Origin of the sequence: Xylanibacter brevis P6B11 (assembly GCF_000621825.1) — a bacterium.
Classification (GTDB): domain Bacteria; phylum Bacteroidota; class Bacteroidia; order Bacteroidales; family Bacteroidaceae; genus Prevotella; species Prevotella brevis.
Window position 1 is genome coordinate 29,095 of the sequence record NZ_JHXG01000008.1, and the last position, 21,798, is coordinate 50,892.

The window sequence follows — 21,798 nt, forward strand, 5'->3', positions numbered from 1 at the left end:
CCGCAATTTGCAAAAATAACATTTATAAACAATTAAAAACGTATTATGAATCAGTACGAAACCGTTTTCATTTTAACTCCCGTTTTGTCTGACGATCAGACAAAGGAAACGGTCGCTAAGTTCAAGAAGATCCTCGCAGATAATGGTGCAGAGATTGTGAGCGAAGAGGCTTGGGGTTTGAAGAAGCTGGCTTATCAGATTGAGAAGAAGAACTCAGGATTCTATTTCCTCATCGAGTTCAAGGCTGAACCAGCAGTTATTAAGACGCTTGAGACTGCCTATCGTCGTGACGAGAAGGTAATCCGTTTCCAAACAGTGAAGCTTGAGAAGTATGCTGTTGAGTATGCAGAGAAGCGTCGTAAGAAGTATGCAACTAAATCAGAGGAGGCTTAAACTATGGCAGAACAGAGTGAAATTCGTTATTTGACTGCTCCTTCTATTGACACCAAGAAGAAGAAGTATTGCCGTTTCAAGAAGAGCGGTATCAAGTATATCGACTACAAAGATCCCGAGTTCCTGAAGAAGTTCTTGAACGAGCAGGGTAAGATTCTGCCCCGTCGCATCACCGGTACTTCACTGAAGTATCAGCGTCGTGTGGCTCAGGCCGTTAAGCGTGCACGTCAGATTGCACTGCTGCCTTACGTAACCGATTTGATGAAATAAACAAAGGAGGACGCAAGAATGGAAATTATACTGAAAGAAGATATTATCGGTCTGGGATTTAAGAACGATATTGTAAATGTAAAGTCTGGCTATGGCCGTAACTACCTCATCCCCCAGGGAAAGGGTGTTATTGCTTCTCCTTCTGCTAAGAAGATTTTGGCAGAGAACCTGAAGCAGCAGGCTCACAAAATTGCTGCCCAGAAGGCTGCTGCCGAGGAGCGTGGCAATGCCATTAAGGATGTTACACTGACTATTGCTGCTAAGGTAAGTGCTACCGGTCAGCTCTATGGTTCAGTGACTGCCAACATGGTAGCCGACGAGCTGCAGAAGTTGGGTCACGACATCGACCGCAAGATTATCACCATGCGTGATATCAAGAAGGTTGGTGAGTACGTTGCTCTTGTACACTTCCACAAGGAGGTTATCGTTGAGGTACCTGTTATTGTGGTAGCTGAGAATGCTGAGGAGTTGAAGGCAGAGAAAGAGGCCATGAAGGCTGCTACCAAGCCAGCTGTAGCTGAGGAGGTTGCTACAGAAGAGGCTCCTGCTGCCGAAGAGGTAGAGGAACCCGCTGCTGAGTAAATCCGCTGTAAAGCAATATCATTGATATTATAACGGGAATCCCGATCATCATTTGATGGTCGGGATTTATTTTTATACACAATTTGAATAACTACTTCGTATTCATGATGCAGTATTACTGTGATTTATGTTTAAACATCTTTACCTAGTGCTAGCATTGCTGCTTGCATCAGAAAGTGTTAATGCCGCGTCTATCACTAAGGACGCAGCGCGTAAGAAAGCGGAAGTCTTTGCTGTCGGAAAAGGACGTACGCTTAGTTTCACTAAAAATGCTGTTCACAGAGCTCCATGAGCTAGGGAACAGGACTCTTCACCTTACTATGTGTTCAACATGGACGGAGATGCCGGCTTCGTGATTGTTTCAGGCGATGACCGCACATGTAGTATTATCGGATACACAGAGGAGGGCTACTATGACGAAGGCTTATTGCCTGAAAACATGAAGTCGTGGTTACAAATGGTTGCCGATCGCATCACATCGCTTGGAGAAAAAGATGTCACCACAACGCACAGTTATCAAAAATCTAAAACTGCACGAGCTGCAGCGGCTACAGTGGTTATCCCGCCTCTGTTGTCGAGCACTTGGAATCAGGGTACACCGTATTGGGACAACTGTCCTTTTCGTGACGGGCAGCGTTGCTACACTGGGTGTACTGCAACCGCCTTTGCCCAGGTAATGTATTACTATCGTTGGCCAGAGGGAGCTACGACATCGGTGCCAGGCTATTCTGATTAGAACTCTACTATGGACGCCCTGTGTTGATAGAGGGCTATTCAGATGTAAACTGGGGCGGTGGACATGCATTTGTCTGCGATGGCTATCGTGATGATGGTTGTTTCCACATCAACTGGGGTTGGGGTGGATGGTGCGACGGCTACTTTAGTCTCGACGTACTGAACCCCGACGATCATAGTGGCATGGGTGCAGCGCCTGGTGGCAATGGCTACTACTGGCACGAAGGTGCCGTGATGAATGTGCGACGACCAGACGGTATTGGTGGTGGCACCAACTCTGGCAGCGAACCTGTAGCAACCTTTTATCAGGACATCAACTATGGTGGTTATGCAGTTCAGCTAAACGAGGGTACATATACACAGTCGCAATTGGAAGCCCGTGGTATCAGAAATAACGATATCACATCGCTGAAGGTTACAGACGGATTTAAGGTTACCGTGTCCGATGGCTCATCTTTCACCGGTGATAGTAAGACGATAACTGCTGATTGTAATTGGATTGGCAGTGATTGGAATGACCGTGCCAGCTCGATTAGGATTGAGCCTAATGGTGTGAGCGGTCTTGGCGGCATTCACAAACTAAAAAACTACCATAGTGGTAAGTTTATGGATCTGGACGGCAATAGCACCAACAACGGAATAGCTATTGTACAATGGGATGACGAAGGTTCTGAACTCTACCAGCAGTGGCGTTTCAATGAGGTAGAAGCGGGCGTTTACACTATTCAAAGCGCAGCTACTGCAAACCGTGGATTGGACATCATCAACCGCGGAACGTCTAACGGTACTCAGGTTATTCTCTACGACTACTTGAATGGGGCACATCAGCAGTTCATCGTCGTGGACAAGGGCAATGGTTGGTATCAACTGGTGGCACGTAATTGCGGACGAGTGATTGAGATGCCAAATGCCAGCATTACATCGGGTGCGCATGTGCAGATTTGGGACAACCACAACCAAGTCTGCTCATGGTGGCAGTTGGCTGTTGCTTACACTACGGCAGATCTGACTGACCTCGGCGGTTCGTGCGAAGTGTCGCACACGGCTGTAAATGCAAACGAATCGGCCACAAAGTTGTTTGATAACAATTCGAATACAAAGTATTGTGCCTTTATCGGTTCTGCAGATGAGGTGTCGATAATATTCCACGCCACACGTAGTGCGCGACTGACCAGCTACACAATTACATCGGCCAACGACTTTGAAAGTCGTGACCCAAAGTCTTGGCGACTTGAGGGTTCTGTGGATGGCATTACTTGGGAAACCATCGATGAACGGAGTAATGAAATGTTCACGGCGCGTTTCCAGAAAAAAAGCTATGGTATCAATCCCTCGCGTGAATATGCCCACTATCGTTTGGTGGTCACTGCACGCCGAGATTCGCAATCCACGGTTTTTCAGATTGCAGAACTTGAGTATTACGGATTGGTTGCTCAAGGACAGCTTACAGTTGCCAATGCTCCGGTTTTTAGTATAGCTAATCTCACCCCTGAAGTAAGTACGGCTGAGAAATCTTTCGACATCTTCACTGTGGATGGTAAGCTCGTGAAGCACTCTGCTAAAAATCTGGAAGGATTGCGTAAGGGTGTGTACGTGGTCAATCGAAAAAAGGTGATAATTGGAAAATAAATAAAAGTAGAGGAGAACCTTGTGTTCTTCTCTACTTTTATTTCGTTGTATTCAATTGTTTCTATAACTATAAAATAATAACAGGTCACTGGAAAATTCCAATGACCTGTTTTTCTACTCTTTAGGTTCGTTGAATTACTCAGCAACCTCTTCAGCGGGAGCCTCAGCAGCCTCCTCAACGGGAGCAGCCTTAGCAGCAACGATAGAGTCAAGAGCAACCTGGAACAGAGAGTCCTTAACCAGTGAGTCAGCGTCAGCAACGAGAGCCTCAGCAGCAGCTGAATCCTCAGCAGTAGCAACAACTTCCTCAACTACAGCCTCTACTTCCTCAGCGGGCTTCTTGGTCTCACCACAAGCTGCAACGAGAGCAGCAGCAACGAACATAAATGCGATCTTTTTCATTTCTTTTTTGCTTTTTAAATCTGTAAAACAATCATTTGTTTATTAAAACGATGCAAAGGTATACATTTTTTCAATACGACGTTGCTTTTTTTTTGATTTTTTTTAGGGTGTTTCTGTAACTTTTTTGCAAAGCGCTGAAAAACAATTAATTACGAAATGTTAAAAAACGTATATTTTGACACTTAATACTAATAACACTGAAAAACATCGCATTTTCGATAATTTTTAGTACCTTTGCATTTAAATAAAAAAAATGAGATAGAATATATTTTTTCGTATGATTGATACTTCTGCTTTTCAAGGTAAGACAGCAGCCTATTATACACTGGGATGCAAATTGAATTTCTCAGAGACTTCCACTTTTGGAAAAATGCTTCAGGATTTAGGTGTGACGCCAGTGGGAAAAGAAGAAACAGCTGATATATGTTTGATTAATACTTGCTCTGTCACGGAGGTTGCCGACAGAAAATGTCGGCAAGCCATCCATAGATTAGTGCGTAAGCATCCTAATGCCTTTGTGGTGGTGACTGGTTGTTATGCTCAGTTGGAAGCAGAGGAGGTGAGTCGTATTGAGGGTGTTGATCTGGTATTGGGTTCGAACGAGAAATCACAGCTGGTGCAGTTCCTTTCTGATGCCTGGACCGGACAGCTGGGAAACACGACAAAGGGTGCACCTTATTATATAGAAAAGACAAAAGACATCAAGACATTTGCGCCAAGTTGCTCTCGTGGTAATCGTACGCGCTATTTCCTGAAGGTGCAAGATGGGTGCGACTATTTCTGTACCTATTGTACCATACCTTATGCACGCGGGTTCAGTCGCAATCCATCGATAGCCTCATTGGTGGAACAGGTACGTCAAGCTGCTGCCGAAGGCGGCAAGGAGATTGTTTTGACAGGCGTGAATATTGGTGATTTTGGAAAGACCACAGGTGAGCATTTTATTGATTTGGTAAGTGCTCTGGACCAAGTAGAGGAGATTAGCCGCTATCGCATCAGCAGCTTAGAGCCAGATCTGCTTTCTGACGAACTGATCAGCTATTGTGGAGAGAGCCGCGCTTTTATGCCGCACTTCCATATACCATTGCAGAGCGGAAGCGATACGGTGCTGAAGTTGATGCACCGTCACTACGACCGACAGTTGTTTGCGGACAAAATACATCGCATTAAAGAAGTGATGCCTGATGCTTTCATCGGTGTAGATGTAATGGTGGGCTGCAGAGGCGAAACGCCCGAATGTTTTGAAGAGACTTACACCTTCTTGGAGCAGCTGCCAGTGACGCAGTTGCATGTATTCCCTTACTCTGAACGTCCTGGCACTTCAGCCTTAAGCATACCTTACAAGGTGAATGACAAAGATAAGAAGTTGCGTAGCAAGCGACTGTTGGAATTATCTGATCGCAAGACCGAGGCTTTTTATGCTGCTCATATTGGTCTGCAGGCCGAAGTGCTTTTTGAAAAAGCGACAAGAGGTCGTGTAATGCATGGTTTTACGCGCAACTATGTGCGTGTGGAATTGGCTGCGAACGAATCACGTTCTGAATACGACAACCAGCTGATGCAGGTTGTATTGGAAGGTTTTAATCACGATAAGTCTGCCTTGAAGTGCCGACTGGTCAATGCATAATAATACTATGGATAAGGTTGCCATTGTTATTTTGAACTGGAACGGGGCAAAGATGCTGAAGACGTATTTGCCCCGTGTGCTGGAATATTCTGCAGGAGCTACAGTCTATGTGGCCGATAATCACTCTAGTGATGATAGTGTGGCATTACTCAAGAATCAGTTTGCTGAGTGCCGCCTCATACAGTTGGACAAAAACTGGGGATTTGCAGATGGTTACAACAAGGCCCTGGCTCAGATTGATGCCGAATATTATCTGTTGTTGAACAGTGATATAGAGGTGACGCCAAATTGGCTGGAACCCATGGTGACCTTCATGGACAGACATGAGGATGTAGCAGCATGTCAGCCCAAGCTATTGTCGGTCCATGCACGCGACAGTTTCGAGTATGCTGGCGCATGCGGTGGATTTATCGATGCTTATGGCTACCCCTATTGCCGTGGCCGTGTGTTTGATGCGGTTGAGACCGATTGCGGTCAATATGACAGTACTGTTGAGATACACTGGGCCACAGGTGCAGCTCTTCTCATACGCGCGTGTGATTATAATAAGGTAGGAGGACTGGATGGCCGTTTCTTTGCGCATAGCGAGGAGATAGACCTTTGCTGGCGACTTCGCATTATGGGCCGCAAAATCTGTTGTGTCCCCGAAAGTTGGGTCTTTCACGTAGGTGGTGGCACTCTGCCAAAGGCCAACCCTATGAAGACATACCTTAACTTCCGCAATAACCTGACGATGCTCTATAAGTGTCTGCCTGAAAACCGCTTGAAGCGTGTGATGCTAATTCGCTGCGTTTTGGATTATGTGGCAGCACTGAAGATGCTGTTGATAGACCGCAACAAAGAGGACTTCGATGCCGTTTGCCGTGCACGCAAAGACTTTAAAGCCTGGCGCAATCAGTTTGATGATGACAGAAGACGTATTCAACAATCGCGTCAGTCGGCAGCCGAACTGAGTCGGTTCTCGCTATTAATGGAGTATTATGTGCGAGGCAAGAAGGTGTTTAGTGACTTGCCTCATACGCTACACAGCTTCTTGTAAGGGCAATAGGCACAGCGTTCTTGTTCGGTGGTGGGATTGAAACTGATGTCTGGGTTGAAGATCTCGTCCACCGTTTCGCTTAATCGCTTATCGAAGTCGGCCTTGTAAGGTGCCAAGTCATTGATAGGTTCCTTTCCAAATTTCAGAATAGGATTGTAATCCTTTTCGCCTGTACGCTGAATAAACAGCAATGCCGGTGCTACTTGATGCGTGGGATTACTTTGACTGACGATGCTAGCATACAGAAAAGTCTGCAGGTAGTAGTCGCTATGCTTGGCAATGTTAGCATCAGAAAATATGGCGTCAACATCGGGGAGTTGATTCAAGTTATGACTACCTGTTTTGTAGTCAACAACACGTATCTGACCATCAATCATGTCAAGACGGTCTATTCTACCACCAATGATGGTTGAGATGTGTGGTGTTGTAAGTGGCGTCCATACATCGGTTTCTAGACCTAGAATCGTAAACTCCTTTTTTCCACGATCAATCTCTAGTAGTGTTCGTAGATAGTGTATTATAACCTCACGGTTAATGAGTTGAAGTCCGTTGAGCTCATAGCCCTTGCTTAGTTGAAGCACCTTGTTGAAGGCTTCGTCAACGGCAGTTTCGATACCTATTTTTGATTTCAAGATCTGACTGAGCACATCTGCTGTGATGACCTGATTATTCTTTTTCCCTGTTATCCGCTCGTAGATGATTTGTGCTGCCTCGTGGAAGATGTCGCCAAAGAGGCGGTTGTCAATGTTTTCCTCATCATCGAGTTCGTCGAGTTCGCACAACTGACAGATGTAATTGTAGTAGAACTGCAGTTGGCAGCGCAGATAGCGATTGATGGCAGTAGGTGTCAGCAGTGGCTTTTGTGTCCCAGGGTGTTTCTCGATGGAGAATAGCTCGTTTAGTTTTTCCATCACCTGTGGTGTCTTGCTGATTGCTTGAGGCGCAAAAGGTGTAAAGGACTGTCCTGCCTGCAACGTCTGGAAACGAATAGGATGCGGACATTCTGCCATTAGTTGCAACATGAAACGCGACATCTCGCCGGTATGCCCATCGGTAGTAGCATTGTTGTAGCAGATAGTGATATCGTCTGCCCGCTGCAACAAGCGGTGGAAATAGTAAGAGAAGATGGCTACCTTATGGTCGATGGTGGTCAGTCCATAGGCTTTTCTTAAACTATAAGGAATGAACGACGTGTCTCCGACGCCCTTCGGCATATTGCCCTCATTGCACGACAGCAGCAGGATGTGGCTGAAGTCGAGGTTACGCGTTTCAAGCACACCCATTAGCTGAATACCTTCGGCTGGTTCACCATGGAAAGGTATCGACGTGGATTGTATCAGTTGGGTCAGCAGGCGCCGCAAGGTGGAATGATCTACCACCAGGTCACCACTATCCACGAGTGCTAAAAGTCGATTCAGAAGTGTGTACATGCGGAAAATTGCTTCCTGCATCATCTCGTCTTCGCCGGCATGTGGTGCAAGGTCACGCAGAATGTCAATCATCCATTCTAACAGTTCGTGGTTGAACTGCTCGCCATCAATGCGCTTCATCTTCTCCTCTGGAATGAAGTCTGCGTAAGGATGGTTCTTGAAGAGGGTGAGGTAGCGCGGACGAAACTTGAGTGTTTTATGATTGTAACCCACCGTCTGCAAATCGAAAAGCAGGGCGCAGAGTGACGATACGGGCGATTGAGATAGTGGGAAACCTGTTGTGATGTTGACCTTGTCAACCTCGTCGGGCAAACAATGCAACAGGCTTTGCAGCAGCTTTTCGTCGCAAAGTACAATGGCAGTCTTCCTGCCATCGGCAATACGTGCCTGGTTGAGCCAACTGCTGGCGTAGCGCGTCTGAATATTCTCGGTGGGAGCAGATATAAAAGTGATATCTTTATGCTGCTTAAACTGCTGAATGATGTCGCTGTTGTTCTCTAACTCGTTAGGAAAAATCTTCAGATATTGGTTGATATAGTGGCCGGCTTCGTGGTCTTTGATGTAATAGGCATCAAAGTCCCAGTAGAATTTAGCCTTCCCCTGCTTGGAAATGGTGGTAAACAGCTTTTGTTCTACCTGTTGAAGCAGATTAAATCCCACAAACAGATACTGGTCGTACTCAAGATTGATGTTCTCTTTGACAGCCACTTCGCGATAGAGCGCTCCCTCGTAGGCCAACTGTTGCGAGGTCAGTCGATCATTAAAAGCATGATAGATATCGCTGATGTGTGACCAGAGTTTCAGAAAGCGTTCTTTCAGCTGCGAGTTGTGATCGTCAGAGAAGTTGCTGAAGAACTTGCGTATGATTTCCTTTTGTTCGTCGGAAAGATAACTCTCGTCGTCCAGTTCATGAAGGTCACGCAGGTTGGAAAATACCTTATTGGCATCCGCCATATTCTTGTCGATATCGTCGAAATCGGCCAGAAGCAACTGTCCCCAACTGTAAAAGTGGTCCAAAGTCTCGTCGAAACCTGTTTGCTCGATGAACGACCGGTGCAAATCGCATATCAGTTTGATGGGGTCAGCCACCTTCTTGTCACTATACTGGCGAAACAGATCACTGATGGTGACGTATGCTGGGCTCCATATAGGCTTTTCGGATAGGCGAGCCAAGTGGGCGTTAAGGAAAAGAGAGGCACGCTTGTTGGGGAACACCACTGCGATGCGCGACAAGTCGTTACCATATTTCTTGAGGATATCCTCTGCTACGTATTCTAGGAATGTTTTCATTTCACTTCAATGATTTTATTTGAATATACAAACCACAGATAGCCTTTCACACCCGGCATGTTCATCTGTTGTAGTAAGTGCATGTACTCTCGAACCTGGTCGAAGTATTCATCGCGTTCGTGTCCGAACTTAAAGTCAACAACGATGGTCTCATTACCGTTGGTCATGACTCGATCGGGACGTTTCTCCTGTCCGTTGGGCAACAGGATGGTGCATTCATTATAGAGCGTCCATCGGGCCTTCGGGTCGAACCACGTCATAACGCGGGGATCCGTCAATCGCTTTCGAATCATGTCTTCCACGTGCTCCTTGGTGAGTTGCTTGTCGTAAATAATACCGTCCAGTTCCATCTGTTTTAATGCCGCATCAACATCCTCGGTGGTCTTGATTGTCGAGAACACATTGTGGAGTACATTACCCAGCTGTATATAGTTGTTTTGCTGCTGTGTCTCCTCATCGGTAGCGGTAACAAACATCTTACTGTTGTTACTTTGACGGAAGTTGACCTTCTTTTCATATATATGAATACTCACATCAACCGGCTCCGCAGGGGCCAGGAAGGGATTGGCGCCAGTTTTCTTTTTCTCTTCGCCAGGCATGCTGATATGTCCATAGGTGAGGGTGAGTGGTGCTTCAGCATCCTGCTCGCCATCGATGGTAGCGCCATCAAGCTGAGGGGCAATCTCGGGCAGCACCGATTCTATCAGTGCCGAACGCGAGGCGGAACTTTTCCGTTTTCCCCATACGAAGAGATTATGGGCCGCACGCGTGAAAGCTACATATAGCAAGTTGAGGTTGTCCACAACGTTCTGGCCGTGTTCTTCTTCGTAGTCTTTGTAGTATATGGTGTTCTCCATACCGCTCTTGCTGAAATCAATGGGCACAATCGGCAGCATATTGAAGGGTTCCTCTTCGGGGTGGCACCATAGCACGTCTTTCTGTTCCAGTCGCCAGTCGCAGAAGGGAATGAGTACATGCGCAAATTCCAATCCTTTTGACTTGTGAATAGATATTAATCTGATGCCATCAATCTCAGGGCTTTGAATGGTTTTGCCGCAGATGCTGTCGTCCCATTCTTTCAGGAAAGAGTTGATGTCCGACGTGTTGTCGCCTACGAAGTTGGCCACCTGGTCGAAGAAGGCGCAAAGATAAGCACTCTGTCCGTTCATGTTTTCCAACTGGAAGATGGCATACAGCTGTTCTGTGAGTTCGTAGAGCGGCATGCGCTTCAGGGTGTCCATGTGATCGGTAAAAGCTGCGGGGAGTGCTTTGTCGCGTAGGCTGGTGTGGATGGCGTCGTCGGGGTAGCATACCTTCAGCAGATAAGCCCGAGCAATGTCGTCTTCAGGATGATTCAGCACGCGTAGCGCTTCAATAATAGCTCTTACGGCAGGCGAAGCCTCGAGTCGGAACGCCTCGTCGCTGACAATCTTCGTGCTGGGCATATTGTCCATGAAATAGTTGGCAATTAGCGGGATCAGCGAGTTGGTGCGCACCAATATCGCGATGTCAGTAGCTTTGGCTCCTTGCTGAAACAGGTCTTCTACTTGCTGGGTCAAGGCTTCGAGCACACACCGCTGATAGTCTTTCTGAGGCAGCAGATTGATAGATACCAATCCATTCGGCTGTTGACCTTTGCGCGCATCCTGATGGATGTCGTCGTAGGCTTCCACTTCCTCAGTTTTTGCTGCCTCTGCAAAGAAAGCATTGTTGAAACTGATAACGTTGGCCGACGAGCGATAGTTGGTGCTGAGTGTTTCTATCTGCAGGCGCTGGTCGGCATTGGTAAACTCGTTTTTGATGCCAGCCAGCAGGCGCCAGTCACCGCTGCGCCAGCGGTAGATGCTCTGTTTTACGTCGCCCACAATCAAGTTCTCGGAGTCGGCATGACTCATAGCCTCTTCCAGCAGTACCTTGAAATTCTGCCACTGAACGGTAGAGGTGTCCTGAAACTCGTCTATCATGATATGCTCCAGCTGTGAGCCAATCTTCTCGAAGATAAAAGGCGAGTCGCTGCCCTCAATGAGGTCGTTCAGCATCTTCTGCGTGTCACTCAGCAGGAATCGGTTGCTTTCTGTGTTCAGTTCGCGAACTTTCTTTTCGATGCTGTCCAGCAGTCTCAGCTGGCTAAGGTGTCTCAGTGTCAGTCCTGCCGATTTATAGATGCAGTATTGTTTGGGGAAGGTGTCGTAGGCATAACGGACAATCTGTCCCAGTTCACTAATGGCCGACTGATAAATCAGCTCTTTCTTAGGGCTCGTCTTCTTACACCATTTCTCTGGGTTTCCTATGGCGTCAATAATGCGTGTACCGATGGTCACACCGTCAAGGTCACCTTCCCTTAACTTTTTGAAGAAGGAAGGGAGACCGCCTTGGTTGGCGTATGCAAAGTCCTCTGGCTGAACGCCTTCGGCCTCAATCGTGTCGAAGAACGACTCTGCTATGTTCTGCATATGTTCCACCACCTCTTTGCGTTTGTTTCTCAAGATAGACGTATAATTCTCATAGAAGTCCTTCTCGCTGATTATGGCATTCAGACTCTGGCTGTTCTTCTTATAGAAGTCTTTGAAGATGGTCTTTCCGAAATTTTTAATCTGAGAAATCACGTTCCAGGAATGGTTATCCTCGATGCTGTCCATGATATACTTCAAGAGCCATTGCAGCATCATGTCGGTAGCTGTCAAATTCTCAATCAGCTGATCCACAGCCATTTCCTCTACCTGGTAGTCGTTGAGTTCGATGCGCAAGTTGGCTGTAAGATCCAGTTCGCGTGCCAGATTTCGAAGGACACTCTGAAAGAAAGAGTCGATGGTCTCTACGCGGAAATAACTGTAGTTGTGCAGCAGGTTCTTGAGTGCTTTACCTGCCTGAGTAGCAACGAATTCGGGGCTTGCATCCAACTTCTCGCAGACGTTGTCGAGATAGGGCTTCGATTCTGGAAGTCCTCGCCAGATGCCATATAGCTGACTAAGGATACGCATCTTCATTTCCTCGGTGGCTTTGTTCGTAAATGTCACAGCCAACGTCTTTCTGTAAGCCTGAGGATCGCGTACTAATAGCTTGATATATTCTGTGGCCAGCGTAAATGTCTTGCCACTACCGGCGCTTGCTTTGTATATAGTCAGTGGTTTTGTCATTATTACCATCTTCTAAATAATTCTATTGTAAACTTGCAGCCAATCTCCTGATACTCAATGTTTCGGAATCCTGCAAAGATGCCCATTGAGATGTAGCGGCTGCTGAATCCGTAGCCCAGCTCGGAGTAAAGTCGGCTTTGGTTTATGAGCAATGAACTAAGATAAATGCGTTCGCGTTCTATGTAATGACCAAGTAAGGGAATGAACGACAAGCCCATCAGCGGACTCTCGTACGATATATTACCTCGAATATAATATTTTGACTCGTTGTAAACACTTGATGACAACAACTGAAAATTGCCCGACCAATCATCATCCCAACCTTCTGGCAGATTGTTGTCGCGGAAGTTAGTAAAGTCCATAAACGAGTTGACTTTTTTCAGTGTGTAAAGTCCACCGCCGATACGTGCGTTGAACACCTGCAGGCGGTGCATGCGCCTTTTCCAAGAGGCATCAACTTCCCATCGTTCGTAGGGCAGATTAAACTTGTCGAACTTCAAACCTCGTTCATAGTCGATAGAAACGACAGGGGCTGCTCGCCATGGACGCAACTTAACAGACACAGATGGGGCTAAACTCTTGTAGTCGTTTTCTATACCAAACGAACCTAGTTTTGCAGCATGCTGTGATCGACGATGGTGGAATGTCACACCACCTTCAATTCCCAACCAAGGCGTAATCATGTAGTAGTTCTTCAGCTGGGCATATAAATCTCTGAATATGTGCAGGTCTTCATTCAGCCATTTAGAGTTTTCACCATCAATAGCCGCTATTTCGTTGAGTGTATATTGATTGCTCAGACGGTTGCCGTTACCCACAATGAGATCCAGATAACCTCTGCGTTTGTGATTATATTCAAGTCGGATGGGGGCTGTAAAGAAGAATTGCTTCAATTTGAAGTTGTAACCGGCTTTGGGGTTAAAGTCAATGCAGGTCTTCTTGCTGAATTCATAGTGAGCACCCAAACGCATCTTGTATGACAATCCCTTTGACTTGCTGTAGCTGATGTATTGCGGGTCGAGTAGGGGCGACAGCCATACATATCCATTCTCAGTACTGCTTTTCGTCTTGCTGAATAGGTTTTCTCCCAACATATCCCAAGTGCGGTCGCTTGCATTGCTGTGTTTATCCAGCATTATGGGCATGACAGCTTTGATACTATCATTATGTTTCTTTGCATGCCTCAGCGAGTCAAAGTGCTGATACACCAACTCCTCTTCTTCGCTTAAACTGAACGGACGAATAGAATCCATGAGTTGGCGATTTATTTTGAGACTCATGGTGTCCGGTAGTGTAGTAGGACAGTCGTATGCCACCTCAAAATGAGAAGTTATGTTGTTGCCAGCAAACTTAAACGTAACATCAGTGATACATAACTGAGGCATCAGTGCCCGTGCGCCATGATCGCCCTGCGTACTGATGGTGTGAAAACTAATCATGTCGAACTCGCCATTCAGCTCAATCTGTTCGATGCGCCCCGTCGCATAGTTGACGATAGCTTGACCTTTCACTAGCTGCGTGTTCATCACCCGTTTAGGACGGAAGTCTAGGCGTATCTTACCGTTACCTAGATCTGTTGTTGTGTATTTGTAGAACAACCGATTGTAGCGATTAAACGGTGAAAGCACGTGGTCATCGTAGATTGTCTCGTTATAAAGGTCAGGTGTCAGATAGCAAAATAGCGTTGACATCGTATGTTTGTTTCTGGGGATGGTGGTATAGAATACCTGATTCAGATTATCATAGTTGTCAACGTCATTGAAGGTGAAGTGATTATACTGTTCGCTCAGAAACTTTCGTTGTCCCTTAGCCAGTGGATACATGGAAGGTATCAGCCATAGTGTGGCATTGCGCCGTTTTGTGTTATAGAGGTGTTTTAGGTAAACATTTGTGGAAAAGCCGTTCACATCGTGAGCGTAGTTGCGCTGAAAACTGAATATGCGCTCCAACAGCACGGAGTCAGAATACTCGTGACCATTGGCCGTAAGGACGGTTGATATTATATAAAGTAGCAGCAATATTCGTTTCATTGCCGCAAAGATAGCAAATAAAAAAATAACCACAAAAATATTTTGCCATAAAAAGGATATTCCTTTTTAATTATAGAAGCGGGAGTGTCGCTTTTCTATGAATAAGTGCCGCTATTACCGAGCAATAGTACTCCTTTTGTTGTGCAATACTACTGCTTTTACAAGCCAAAAGTGCCACTTTTGCCCTGTTATTCTTACTGTTTTGTGTCGCATCTAGACTCTAGAATGCCTGAATCTAGACTTTAGATCGGCGAATTCTAGACTCTAAAAATGTGTTTTCTAGTGTCTAGATGAATTGTAATAGCTTTCATATTGGCTATCAGCATCTTAACTATAGCATAAGAAACGTTATGCTTTTGGAGGCTGAAAGCGTTGCTTTTGGAAGATCATAAAAAATGCTTCATTCCATAATCGGAAATGAAGCATTGTATTTTTACTGTAAAAAGAGAAGATCTCTTATCCCAGATATTTCATCAAAATACGAGCGTTACCAGAATCACGGAGTTTAGCAATGCTCTTCTCACGAATCTGGCGCACACGCTCACGGGTAAGTCCCAGCTGATCGCCAATTTCCTCAAGACCCTTCTCGTGGCAACCAATACCGAAGCATTCGCGGATAATAGTAATCTCGCGCTCCTTCAGTACTTTGTTGAGTACGGCGTTCAACTCCTGTGCCATTGACTCGTGATCCACGTGGCGGTCGGTGCGGCTATCGTCACCAGAGGCCATCACATCGAGCATACAGTTGTCTTCGCCATCCTGGAAAGGTGCATCAATAGACACATGGTGACCATCTGCCATCATTGACTGACCAATTTTCTCTTCGTCAATGTCAGTCATTTCAGCCAGTTCGCTCACAGATGGGTGGCGCTGATTCTCCTGCTCAAACTTGTTGATTTCGTGATTAATCTTATTCAGTGAGCCAACCTGGTTCAGAGGAAGACGTACGATACGGCTCTGCTCGGCAATGGCCTGAAGGATAGACTGGCGAATCCACCATACGGCATAAGAAATGAATTTGAAGCCGCGTGTCTCATCGAATTTCTGTGCGGCCTTGATAAGACCGATGTTGCCTTCGTCGATAAGGTCTGTTAATGTTAAACCCTGATGCTGATATTGTTTAGCAACACTGACAACAAAGCGCAGATTGGCTGTCACCAGTTTGTCTTTTGCGCGTTCGCCCTCAGGACCGCCCTTCTTAATTTTCTGAGCCAGTTCAATTTCTTCGTCAATACTAATAAGTGGAGCACGGCCAATCTCTACTAGATACTTATCCAATGCTTCACTCGAACGGTTTGTGATGCTTTTCTGAATTTTGAGTTGTCTCATCCTAAAATGATTTTCCTTAAATATTTCCTAACTTCTTAATAATGAAGTGAGTATACCTATTTTTGCAAATTTGCGGTGCAAAGGTACAAAAAATATCGTTACGTTGTTCTCCAGTTGTGGAATTTTTTGTGTTAAAAAAGAAAAATGGCCCTCTTGAGAAGGGCCATTATATCTTTAGTTTGTGGAGTGTTTTAAACCCTACATAGCGAATACATTGAAGCCGCCATCAACAACGGCCACGGTTCCTGTGACAAACTTTGAAGCATCAGACATGAGATAATGGATGGTGCCGCAGAGTTCTTCGGGTTCTCCCATACGTCCAAATGGTGTTTGGCGGATCACATCTTGTCCGCGCTGTGTGTAGGTTCCATCAGGATTGGTCAACAGCGAACGGTTCTGTTCGGTGATGAAGAAACCTGGTGCTATTGCATTGACACGGATGCCTTCGCCAAATTTCTTGGCGCATTCTGCGGCCATATACTGTGTAAAGTTGGAAATGCCTGCTTTTGCAGCCGCATAGCCACACACTCTTGTCATGGGGCGGAATGCTGCCATGCTCGAGAAGTTGATGATAGATCCTTTGCCCTGTTTAACCATGGGTTTCAGAAATATCTGTGTAGGAATAACCGTGCCGGTGAGGTTAAGTTCGAGAACTTTAGAGAACTGACTGGCGTCGAGGTCGAAAAATGTCTTGTCCGGTCCGATTGTAGCGCCAGGCATGTTGCCGCCAGCGGCATTAAGCAGTGTGTCGATACGTCCATATTTAGCGATGATATCGTCGCAATTCTTCTGTACGCATGCTTCGTCCATCACGTCGGTTTTCATAAACTCGCATTGTCCACCATCGTTCTTGATATCATCAACGATGGCCTGACCAACATCTTCTTTTCTACCTAAGATGATAACTTTGGCACCATTAAGAGCCAGATATTTTGCTATAGTACGTCCTAAAACGCCGGTTCCACCGGTGATGACGGTTACGTTGTCTTTGATGTCGAATAGGTTCTTCATTGTCGGTTTTGATTATATGTCATTGTTGTTGTTAGTCAAAGAATCCTGGCTGCGTGTATTTGATGCCCAATTCATCGTCGACAGTAGCAAGGATGCCCTGTACCTGGCCCAATGCAAACATGCGTCCTAACAGTGTATAGCCTGCATTGTGTCCGTGACTTGATTCGTCCATGATGCCACCAGGTTGATCGGTGAATGTCATACCATGATCAACGCGCATTGGGAGCGCCGGATTCTCTTTCTCAAAGATTCTTGCCAGTTCTACGATGTTAGCTCGACCACCCAGATGCGAGGCTTCTGTAAAGTCGCCATTCGGGAAAATATGACAAGAACGTAGGTGTACGAAATGGGTGCGGGGGGCAAATTCACGGGCCATTGCCACCACGTCGTTATAGGCTCCTGCACTAAGTGAACCGGCACAGAATGTAAGTCCATTATGCTTATTTGGTACAGCGTTAAGGAACCAGCGGATGTCGTCTGCTGTGCGTACAATACGTGGAAGACCTAAAATCTCGATAGGGGGGTCGTCTGGATGCACACACATATTCATGTCATAAGCTTCACAAGTAGGCATAATAGCCTCTAGGAAGTATTTCAAATTCTCGCGTAACTGCTGTTTGTCAATGTCATGATAAAGTTCAAGGAATGATTGAAACTTTGCAATGGGTTTTTTGTCACCTTCAGAGAAGTTTCCGCTCACAAACCCTTGAGTCTTAATCACAATATTCTCAATAAGTTTGTGGTCTTTTTCTGGAGTCATGCTTTTTGCTAATTCATCTGCCTCGGCAAGGACGTCTCTCCCAGCGCCGACATTGTCTGGAAATTGAAATTTTTTCCATTCTTCCCGGGCTCCTTCTCGCTTTAAAAGATAAATGTCGAAATAGGCGAATTCGGCATAGTTGAAATATAGGTTTGTTGCTCCGTTTGGATTGTTGTGAAGCAAGTCTGTGCGGGCCCAGTCAAGTACTGGCATGAAATTGTAACAAACCGTGTGTATGCCTTCAGCGGCCAGGTTCTTTAGTGACTCTATGTAGACCTCTATCTGTTGGTCACGATCAGGTCCTCCGTATTTGATTGACTCGACTACGGGTAGGCTCTCCACTACCGACCAACGCATGCCGTAGCTTTCGATGTATTCACGTAGATCGTGTATCTTTTCTTGTGTCCAAACTTCACCTAAGGGCACGTCGTGAAGCGCTGTTACGATGCCTTCAACGCCAATTTGCTTGAGCATGGCAAGTGTGATTCTATCTTTCTTGCCAAACCATCTCCATGTTCTTTCCATTGTCAGATTTTTATTGTGTTCCGGATTGCAAAGGTAGTGAATAATTGACATTGTACATCGAAAAAAGAATCAAAAAAGTATAATTTGGCGCTTTTTTCTAATTTTATCATAGATATTTTGCGGTATCTCACTTTTTTTTGTACCTTTGCACATCAAAAAATTATAGTACTATAAACGATATGGCAAAGAGATTCGCTGAACATAATGGTTTGAACCTGACTCAGGTTAACAATGAGATTTTAGATAAATGGAAGAAAGAGGATATTTTCCATCGTTCAATTGACGAGCGTGAGGGATGTCCTCAGTTTGTTTTCTTTGAGGGTCCTCCCTCAGCAAATGGTCACCCAGGTATTCACCACGTCTTGGGTCGTTCGCTGAAGGATACGTTCAATCGTTATAAGACCATGCAGGGTTTCCAGGTAAAGCGTAAGGCTGGATGGGATACTCATGGACTGCCTGTGGAACTCGGTGTGGAAAAAGAATTGGGTATCACCAAGGCTGATATCGATAACAAAGATTCAGAGAAGTACATTTCAACAGAGGATTACAATAAGAAGTGTCGTGAAAATGTGATGAAGTTTACGGCTGAGTGGCGTGAACTGACTGAGCGCATGGGATACTTTGTAGATCTTGATAATCCCTATATCACCTACGATAATAAATATATTGAGTCACTGTGGTGGCTGTTGAAGCAGTTCTATGATAAAGGATTGCTTTATAAAGGCTATACAATTCAGCCTTATTCACCTGCAGCCGGAACCGGATTGTCAAGTCACGAGCTGAACCAGCCAGGTTGCTATCGTGACGTGAAGGATACTACTTGTACGGCTCTCTTCAAAATGAAGAATCCGAAGCCAGAGATGACTGGTTGGGGCACGCCATATTTCATGGCATGGACTACAACCCCCTGGACACTGGCTGCGAATTCAGCATTGTGTGTAGGTCCCAAAATTGACTATGTAGCTATTGAGACTTACAATCCTTATACGGCAGAGAAAATCACAATCGTGATGGCAGACGCACGCGTTGCGGCTTACTTTGATACTGCTGCCGAGATTTCCGATGGTGGTGAAATGCCTGAATATAATAAGGGTGAGAAGTTCTTGCCTTATCGCGTGGTAGCTCGCTACAAGGGTACCGACCTCGTGGGAATGGAGTATGAACAGCTCCTGCCAATGATTACACCTGTAGGTGAAGGCGCTTTCCGCGTGATTCCTGGTGACTATGTAACAACAGAGGATGGTGCAGGTATCGTACACATTGCTCCAAACTTTGGTGCCGACGATGCTTTCGTAGCGAAGAAGGCTGGTGTACCTGCTATTGTGCTTATAGACAAGAAAGGCAACGAGCGTCCAGTTGTTGACCTGCAAGGTAAGTACTTCTTGATTGAGGATCTGGATGCAGATTTCGTTAAGAATTACGTAGATACAGAGAAGTGGGGACGCTATGCTGGACGCTATGTAAAGAATGCCTACGATGAAACACTTACAGATAAGGATGAGACACTTGACATTTCTATCTGTATGGACTTGAAAGCCGACGGTAAGGTGTTCAAGATCGAGAAGCACGTTCACAACTATCCTCATTGCTGGCGTACAGACAAACCTGTACTTTACTATCCCTTGGACTCTTGGTTTATTAAGAGTACCGATAAAAAGGTTCGCATGAGTGAACTGAACAAGACTATCGGATGGCATCCGGAGTCAACAGGTACAGGACGTTTTGGTAACTGGCTAGAGAATCTGAATGACTGGAACCTGTCTCGTTCTCGCTTCTGGGGTACACCACTTCCTATTTGGCGAAGCGAAGACGGCGAAGAAAAGTGTATCGGTAGCTTGGAAGAACTTTATGCTGAGATTGAAAAAGCTGTTGTTGCAGGTGTAATGACTTCAAATCCGCTGAAAGACAAGGGGTTTGTGCCTGGTGATATGTCAAAGGAAAACTACGACAAGATCGACATGCACCGTCCATATGTGGACTATATTATATTGGTAAGCGAAAGCGGCAAGCCAATGAAACGTGAAAGCGACTTGGTTGATGTGTGGTTTGATTCGGGTTCTATGCCTTATGCACAGGTTCACTATCCTTTCGAGAACCGTGAACTGATTGATAACAATAAAGCATTCCCCGCAGATTTTATCAACGAGGGCGTTGACCAGACACGTGGTTGGTTCTTCACATTGCATGCTATTGCTACTATGATCTTCGATTCAGTAGCCTTCAAGAATGTCATCTCAACAGGTCTTGTGCTGGATGCAAAAGGCAATAAGATGTCGAAGCATGTGGGTAATGTGATTAATCCATTTGAGATGATTGACAAATATGGTTCGGATGCGGTTAGATTCTACATGATGACAAACTCTGAACCATGGGACAACCTGAAGTTCGACCCAGAGGGTGTGGCAGAAATCAGCCGCAAGTTCTTTGGTACCTTGTATAATACTTATTCACTCTTTGCTATGTATGCTAATGTGGATGAGTTTGATCCTAAGGCTGCACAGATTCCTGTAAACGAGCGTCCTGAATTCGACCGTTGGATTTTGTCTTGTCTGAACTCTCTGGTTAAGGGCGTTCAAGAAGAGATGAACGGATTTGATCCTACACGTGCAGGTCGTCTAATTGATAAGTTTGTGGATGAGGATCTGTCTAACTGGTATGTTCGTCTTAACAAGAAGCGTTTCTGGGGTAAGGAGATGGACAACGATAAGTTGGCTGCCTATCAGACGCTCTATGAGTGCTTGATGACTGTTTCTAAGTTGCTGGCTCCGTTTGCGCCATTCTTTGCAGATCGCATCTACTGCGATTTGGGAGGAGAACTTGATTCTGTTCATCTGGAGAAATTCCCCGTAGCTAATATGGATTTGGTTAATGCCGATCTGGAGCAGCGTATGGAGATTGCTCAGCGCATCACAACGATTGTTCTTGCTCTGCGTCGTAAAGAGAGTATTAAGGTGAAGCAGCCTCTGCAGACCTTGATGATTCCACCTGTTGATGATGCTCAGCGTAATGCTATTGAGAGCGTGAAGCAGATTTTCTTGCAGGAGGTAAACGTAAAAGACGTGAAATTTGTGGAAGGTGCAGGCATTCTGGTTAAGAAGGTGAAATGCAACTTCCGTACCATGGGTAAGAAGTTCGGCAAGTTGATGAAGGGTGTTGCTGCTCAGATGGATGCACTTTCTCAGGACCAGATTGCTCAGTTGGAGAAGAATGGCACCATTGGTATCAATGTTGAAGGTCAAGACCTTACCGTAGAGGTGGCTGATGTTGATATTATCAGCGAGGATATTCCTGGTTGGCTGGTTGGCAATGAGGGTAACCTGACTGTTGCTCTTGATATTACACTTACCGACGAACTGAAGAACGAGGGTATGGCTCGTGAATTGGTGAACCGTATTCAGAACATTCGTAAGAAGAGTGGACTGGAGATTACCGACCGTATTTGTGTTTGCATTGAGCCAAACGAGACTGCCACAAAAGCTATTGAAACCTTCGGCGACTATATCGCACGCCAGGTATTGGCTGACAGCATCAAGCTCGAGGCTAATGATGGACAGGAAGTTGAATTCGATGAATTTAAACTAAATATAAAAATAACTAAATCCTAATGAT

The 21,798-nt window shown here is 45.7% G+C and carries 15 protein-coding genes and 2 pseudogenes; 10 read left to right on the top strand and 7 right to left on the bottom strand.

Going from position 1 to position 21,798, the window contains the following annotated elements:
• Window positions 1-45 precede the first annotated feature (45 nt).
• From rpsF to T496_RS0104320, 7 genes and pseudogenes are all read left to right on the top strand, one after another.
• Entirely contained in the window at window positions 46-393 is a 348-nt protein-coding gene (gene rpsF, locus T496_RS0104300) for a 30S ribosomal protein S6 (protein ID WP_027449649.1), read from the top strand.
• A gap of 3 nt (window positions 394-396) precedes the next feature.
• Entirely contained in the window at window positions 397-663 is a 267-nt protein-coding gene (gene rpsR, locus T496_RS0104305) for a 30S ribosomal protein S18 (protein ID WP_013064765.1), read from the top strand.
• Window positions 664-681: 18 nt separating this feature from the next.
• On the top strand, window positions 682-1,245 hold the full coding sequence (gene rplI, locus T496_RS0104310) for a 50S ribosomal protein L9 (protein ID WP_027449650.1): 564 nt from the start codon (window positions 682-684) through the stop codon (window positions 1,243-1,245).
• A gap of 310 nt (window positions 1,246-1,555) precedes the next feature.
• Window positions 1,556-1,708: pseudogene (locus tag T496_RS15295) on the top strand (Spi family protease inhibitor); the annotation flags it as partial.
• Window positions 1,703-1,981: a C10 family peptidase gene (locus tag T496_RS0104315; protein WP_262499091.1), complete on the top strand. Its 279-nt coding sequence runs from the start codon at window positions 1,703-1,705 to the stop codon at window positions 1,979-1,981. The pseudogene T496_RS15295 and the gene T496_RS0104315, both read left to right, overlap by 6 nt.
• A gap of 11 nt (window positions 1,982-1,992) precedes the next feature.
• Window positions 1,993-2,115: pseudogene (locus T496_RS15300) on the top strand (C10 family peptidase); the annotation flags it as partial.
• A 99-nt stretch (window positions 2,116-2,214) separates the two neighbouring features.
• Complete coding sequence (locus T496_RS0104320) at window positions 2,215-3,609, top strand: RICIN domain-containing protein (RefSeq protein WP_262499092.1); 1,395 nt, start codon at window positions 2,215-2,217, stop codon at window positions 3,607-3,609.
• A gap of 135 nt (window positions 3,610-3,744) precedes the next feature.
• On the opposite strand, the gene T496_RS0104325 is transcribed toward T496_RS0104320, so the two are convergent.
• Window positions 3,745-4,011, bottom strand: a complete 267-nt coding sequence (locus T496_RS0104325) for a hypothetical protein (RefSeq protein WP_027449653.1) — start codon at window positions 4,009-4,011, stop codon at window positions 3,745-3,747.
• Window positions 4,012-4,288: 277 nt separating this feature from the next.
• Here T496_RS0104325 and mtaB point away from each other — a divergent pair, with 277 nt between their 5' ends.
• Both mtaB and T496_RS0104335 read left to right on the top strand, forming a co-directional pair.
• Window positions 4,289-5,638, top strand: coding sequence for a tRNA (N(6)-L-threonylcarbamoyladenosine(37)-C(2))-methylthiotransferase MtaB (mtaB, locus tag T496_RS0104330; RefSeq protein ID WP_027449654.1), 1,350 nt, complete (start codon window positions 4,289-4,291; stop codon window positions 5,636-5,638).
• A gap of 7 nt (window positions 5,639-5,645) precedes the next feature.
• Window positions 5,646-6,677: a glycosyltransferase family 2 protein gene (locus T496_RS0104335; RefSeq protein WP_027449655.1), complete on the top strand. Its 1,032-nt coding sequence runs from the start codon at window positions 5,646-5,648 to the stop codon at window positions 6,675-6,677.
• Here the strand turns inward: T496_RS0104335 and T496_RS0104340 are convergent.
• From T496_RS0104340 to uxuA, 6 genes are all read right to left on the bottom strand, one after another.
• Window positions 6,653-9,397 (bottom strand): PD-(D/E)XK nuclease family protein, encoded by a 2,745-nt coding sequence (locus T496_RS0104340; RefSeq protein ID WP_027449656.1) that lies wholly within the window; start codon window positions 9,395-9,397, stop codon window positions 6,653-6,655. The genes T496_RS0104335 and T496_RS0104340 overlap by 25 nt on opposite strands.
• On the bottom strand, window positions 9,394-12,534 hold the full coding sequence (locus tag T496_RS0104345; protein ID WP_044110641.1) for a UvrD-helicase domain-containing protein: 3,141 nt from the start codon (window positions 12,532-12,534) through the stop codon (window positions 9,394-9,396). The genes T496_RS0104340 and T496_RS0104345 overlap by 4 nt, the downstream gene beginning before the upstream one ends.
• Window positions 12,535-12,536: 2 nt before the next feature.
• On the bottom strand, window positions 12,537-14,564 hold the full coding sequence (locus T496_RS0104350) for a DUF5686 family protein (protein WP_027449658.1): 2,028 nt from the start codon (window positions 14,562-14,564) through the stop codon (window positions 12,537-12,539).
• Window positions 14,565-15,020: 456 nt separating this feature from the next.
• The gene (locus T496_RS0104355; protein WP_027449659.1) at window positions 15,021-15,893 is read right to left on the bottom strand and encodes a sigma-70 family RNA polymerase sigma factor; all 873 of its coding nucleotides are present in this window, start codon (window positions 15,891-15,893) and stop codon (window positions 15,021-15,023) included.
• Between the two features lie 198 nt (window positions 15,894-16,091).
• The gene (locus T496_RS0104360; protein ID WP_027449660.1) at window positions 16,092-16,904 is read right to left on the bottom strand and encodes an SDR family oxidoreductase; all 813 of its coding nucleotides are present in this window, start codon (window positions 16,902-16,904) and stop codon (window positions 16,092-16,094) included.
• A 31-nt stretch (window positions 16,905-16,935) separates the two neighbouring features.
• Complete coding sequence (gene uxuA / locus T496_RS0104365) at window positions 16,936-18,189, bottom strand: mannonate dehydratase (protein WP_027449661.1); 1,254 nt, start codon at window positions 18,187-18,189, stop codon at window positions 16,936-16,938.
• Between the two features lie 179 nt (window positions 18,190-18,368).
• Here uxuA and ileS point away from each other — a divergent pair, with 179 nt between their 5' ends.
• Window positions 18,369-21,794, top strand: coding sequence for an isoleucine--tRNA ligase (gene ileS / locus T496_RS0104375; RefSeq protein WP_027449662.1), 3,426 nt, complete (start codon window positions 18,369-18,371; stop codon window positions 21,792-21,794).
• Window positions 21,795-21,798 lie beyond the last annotated feature (4 nt).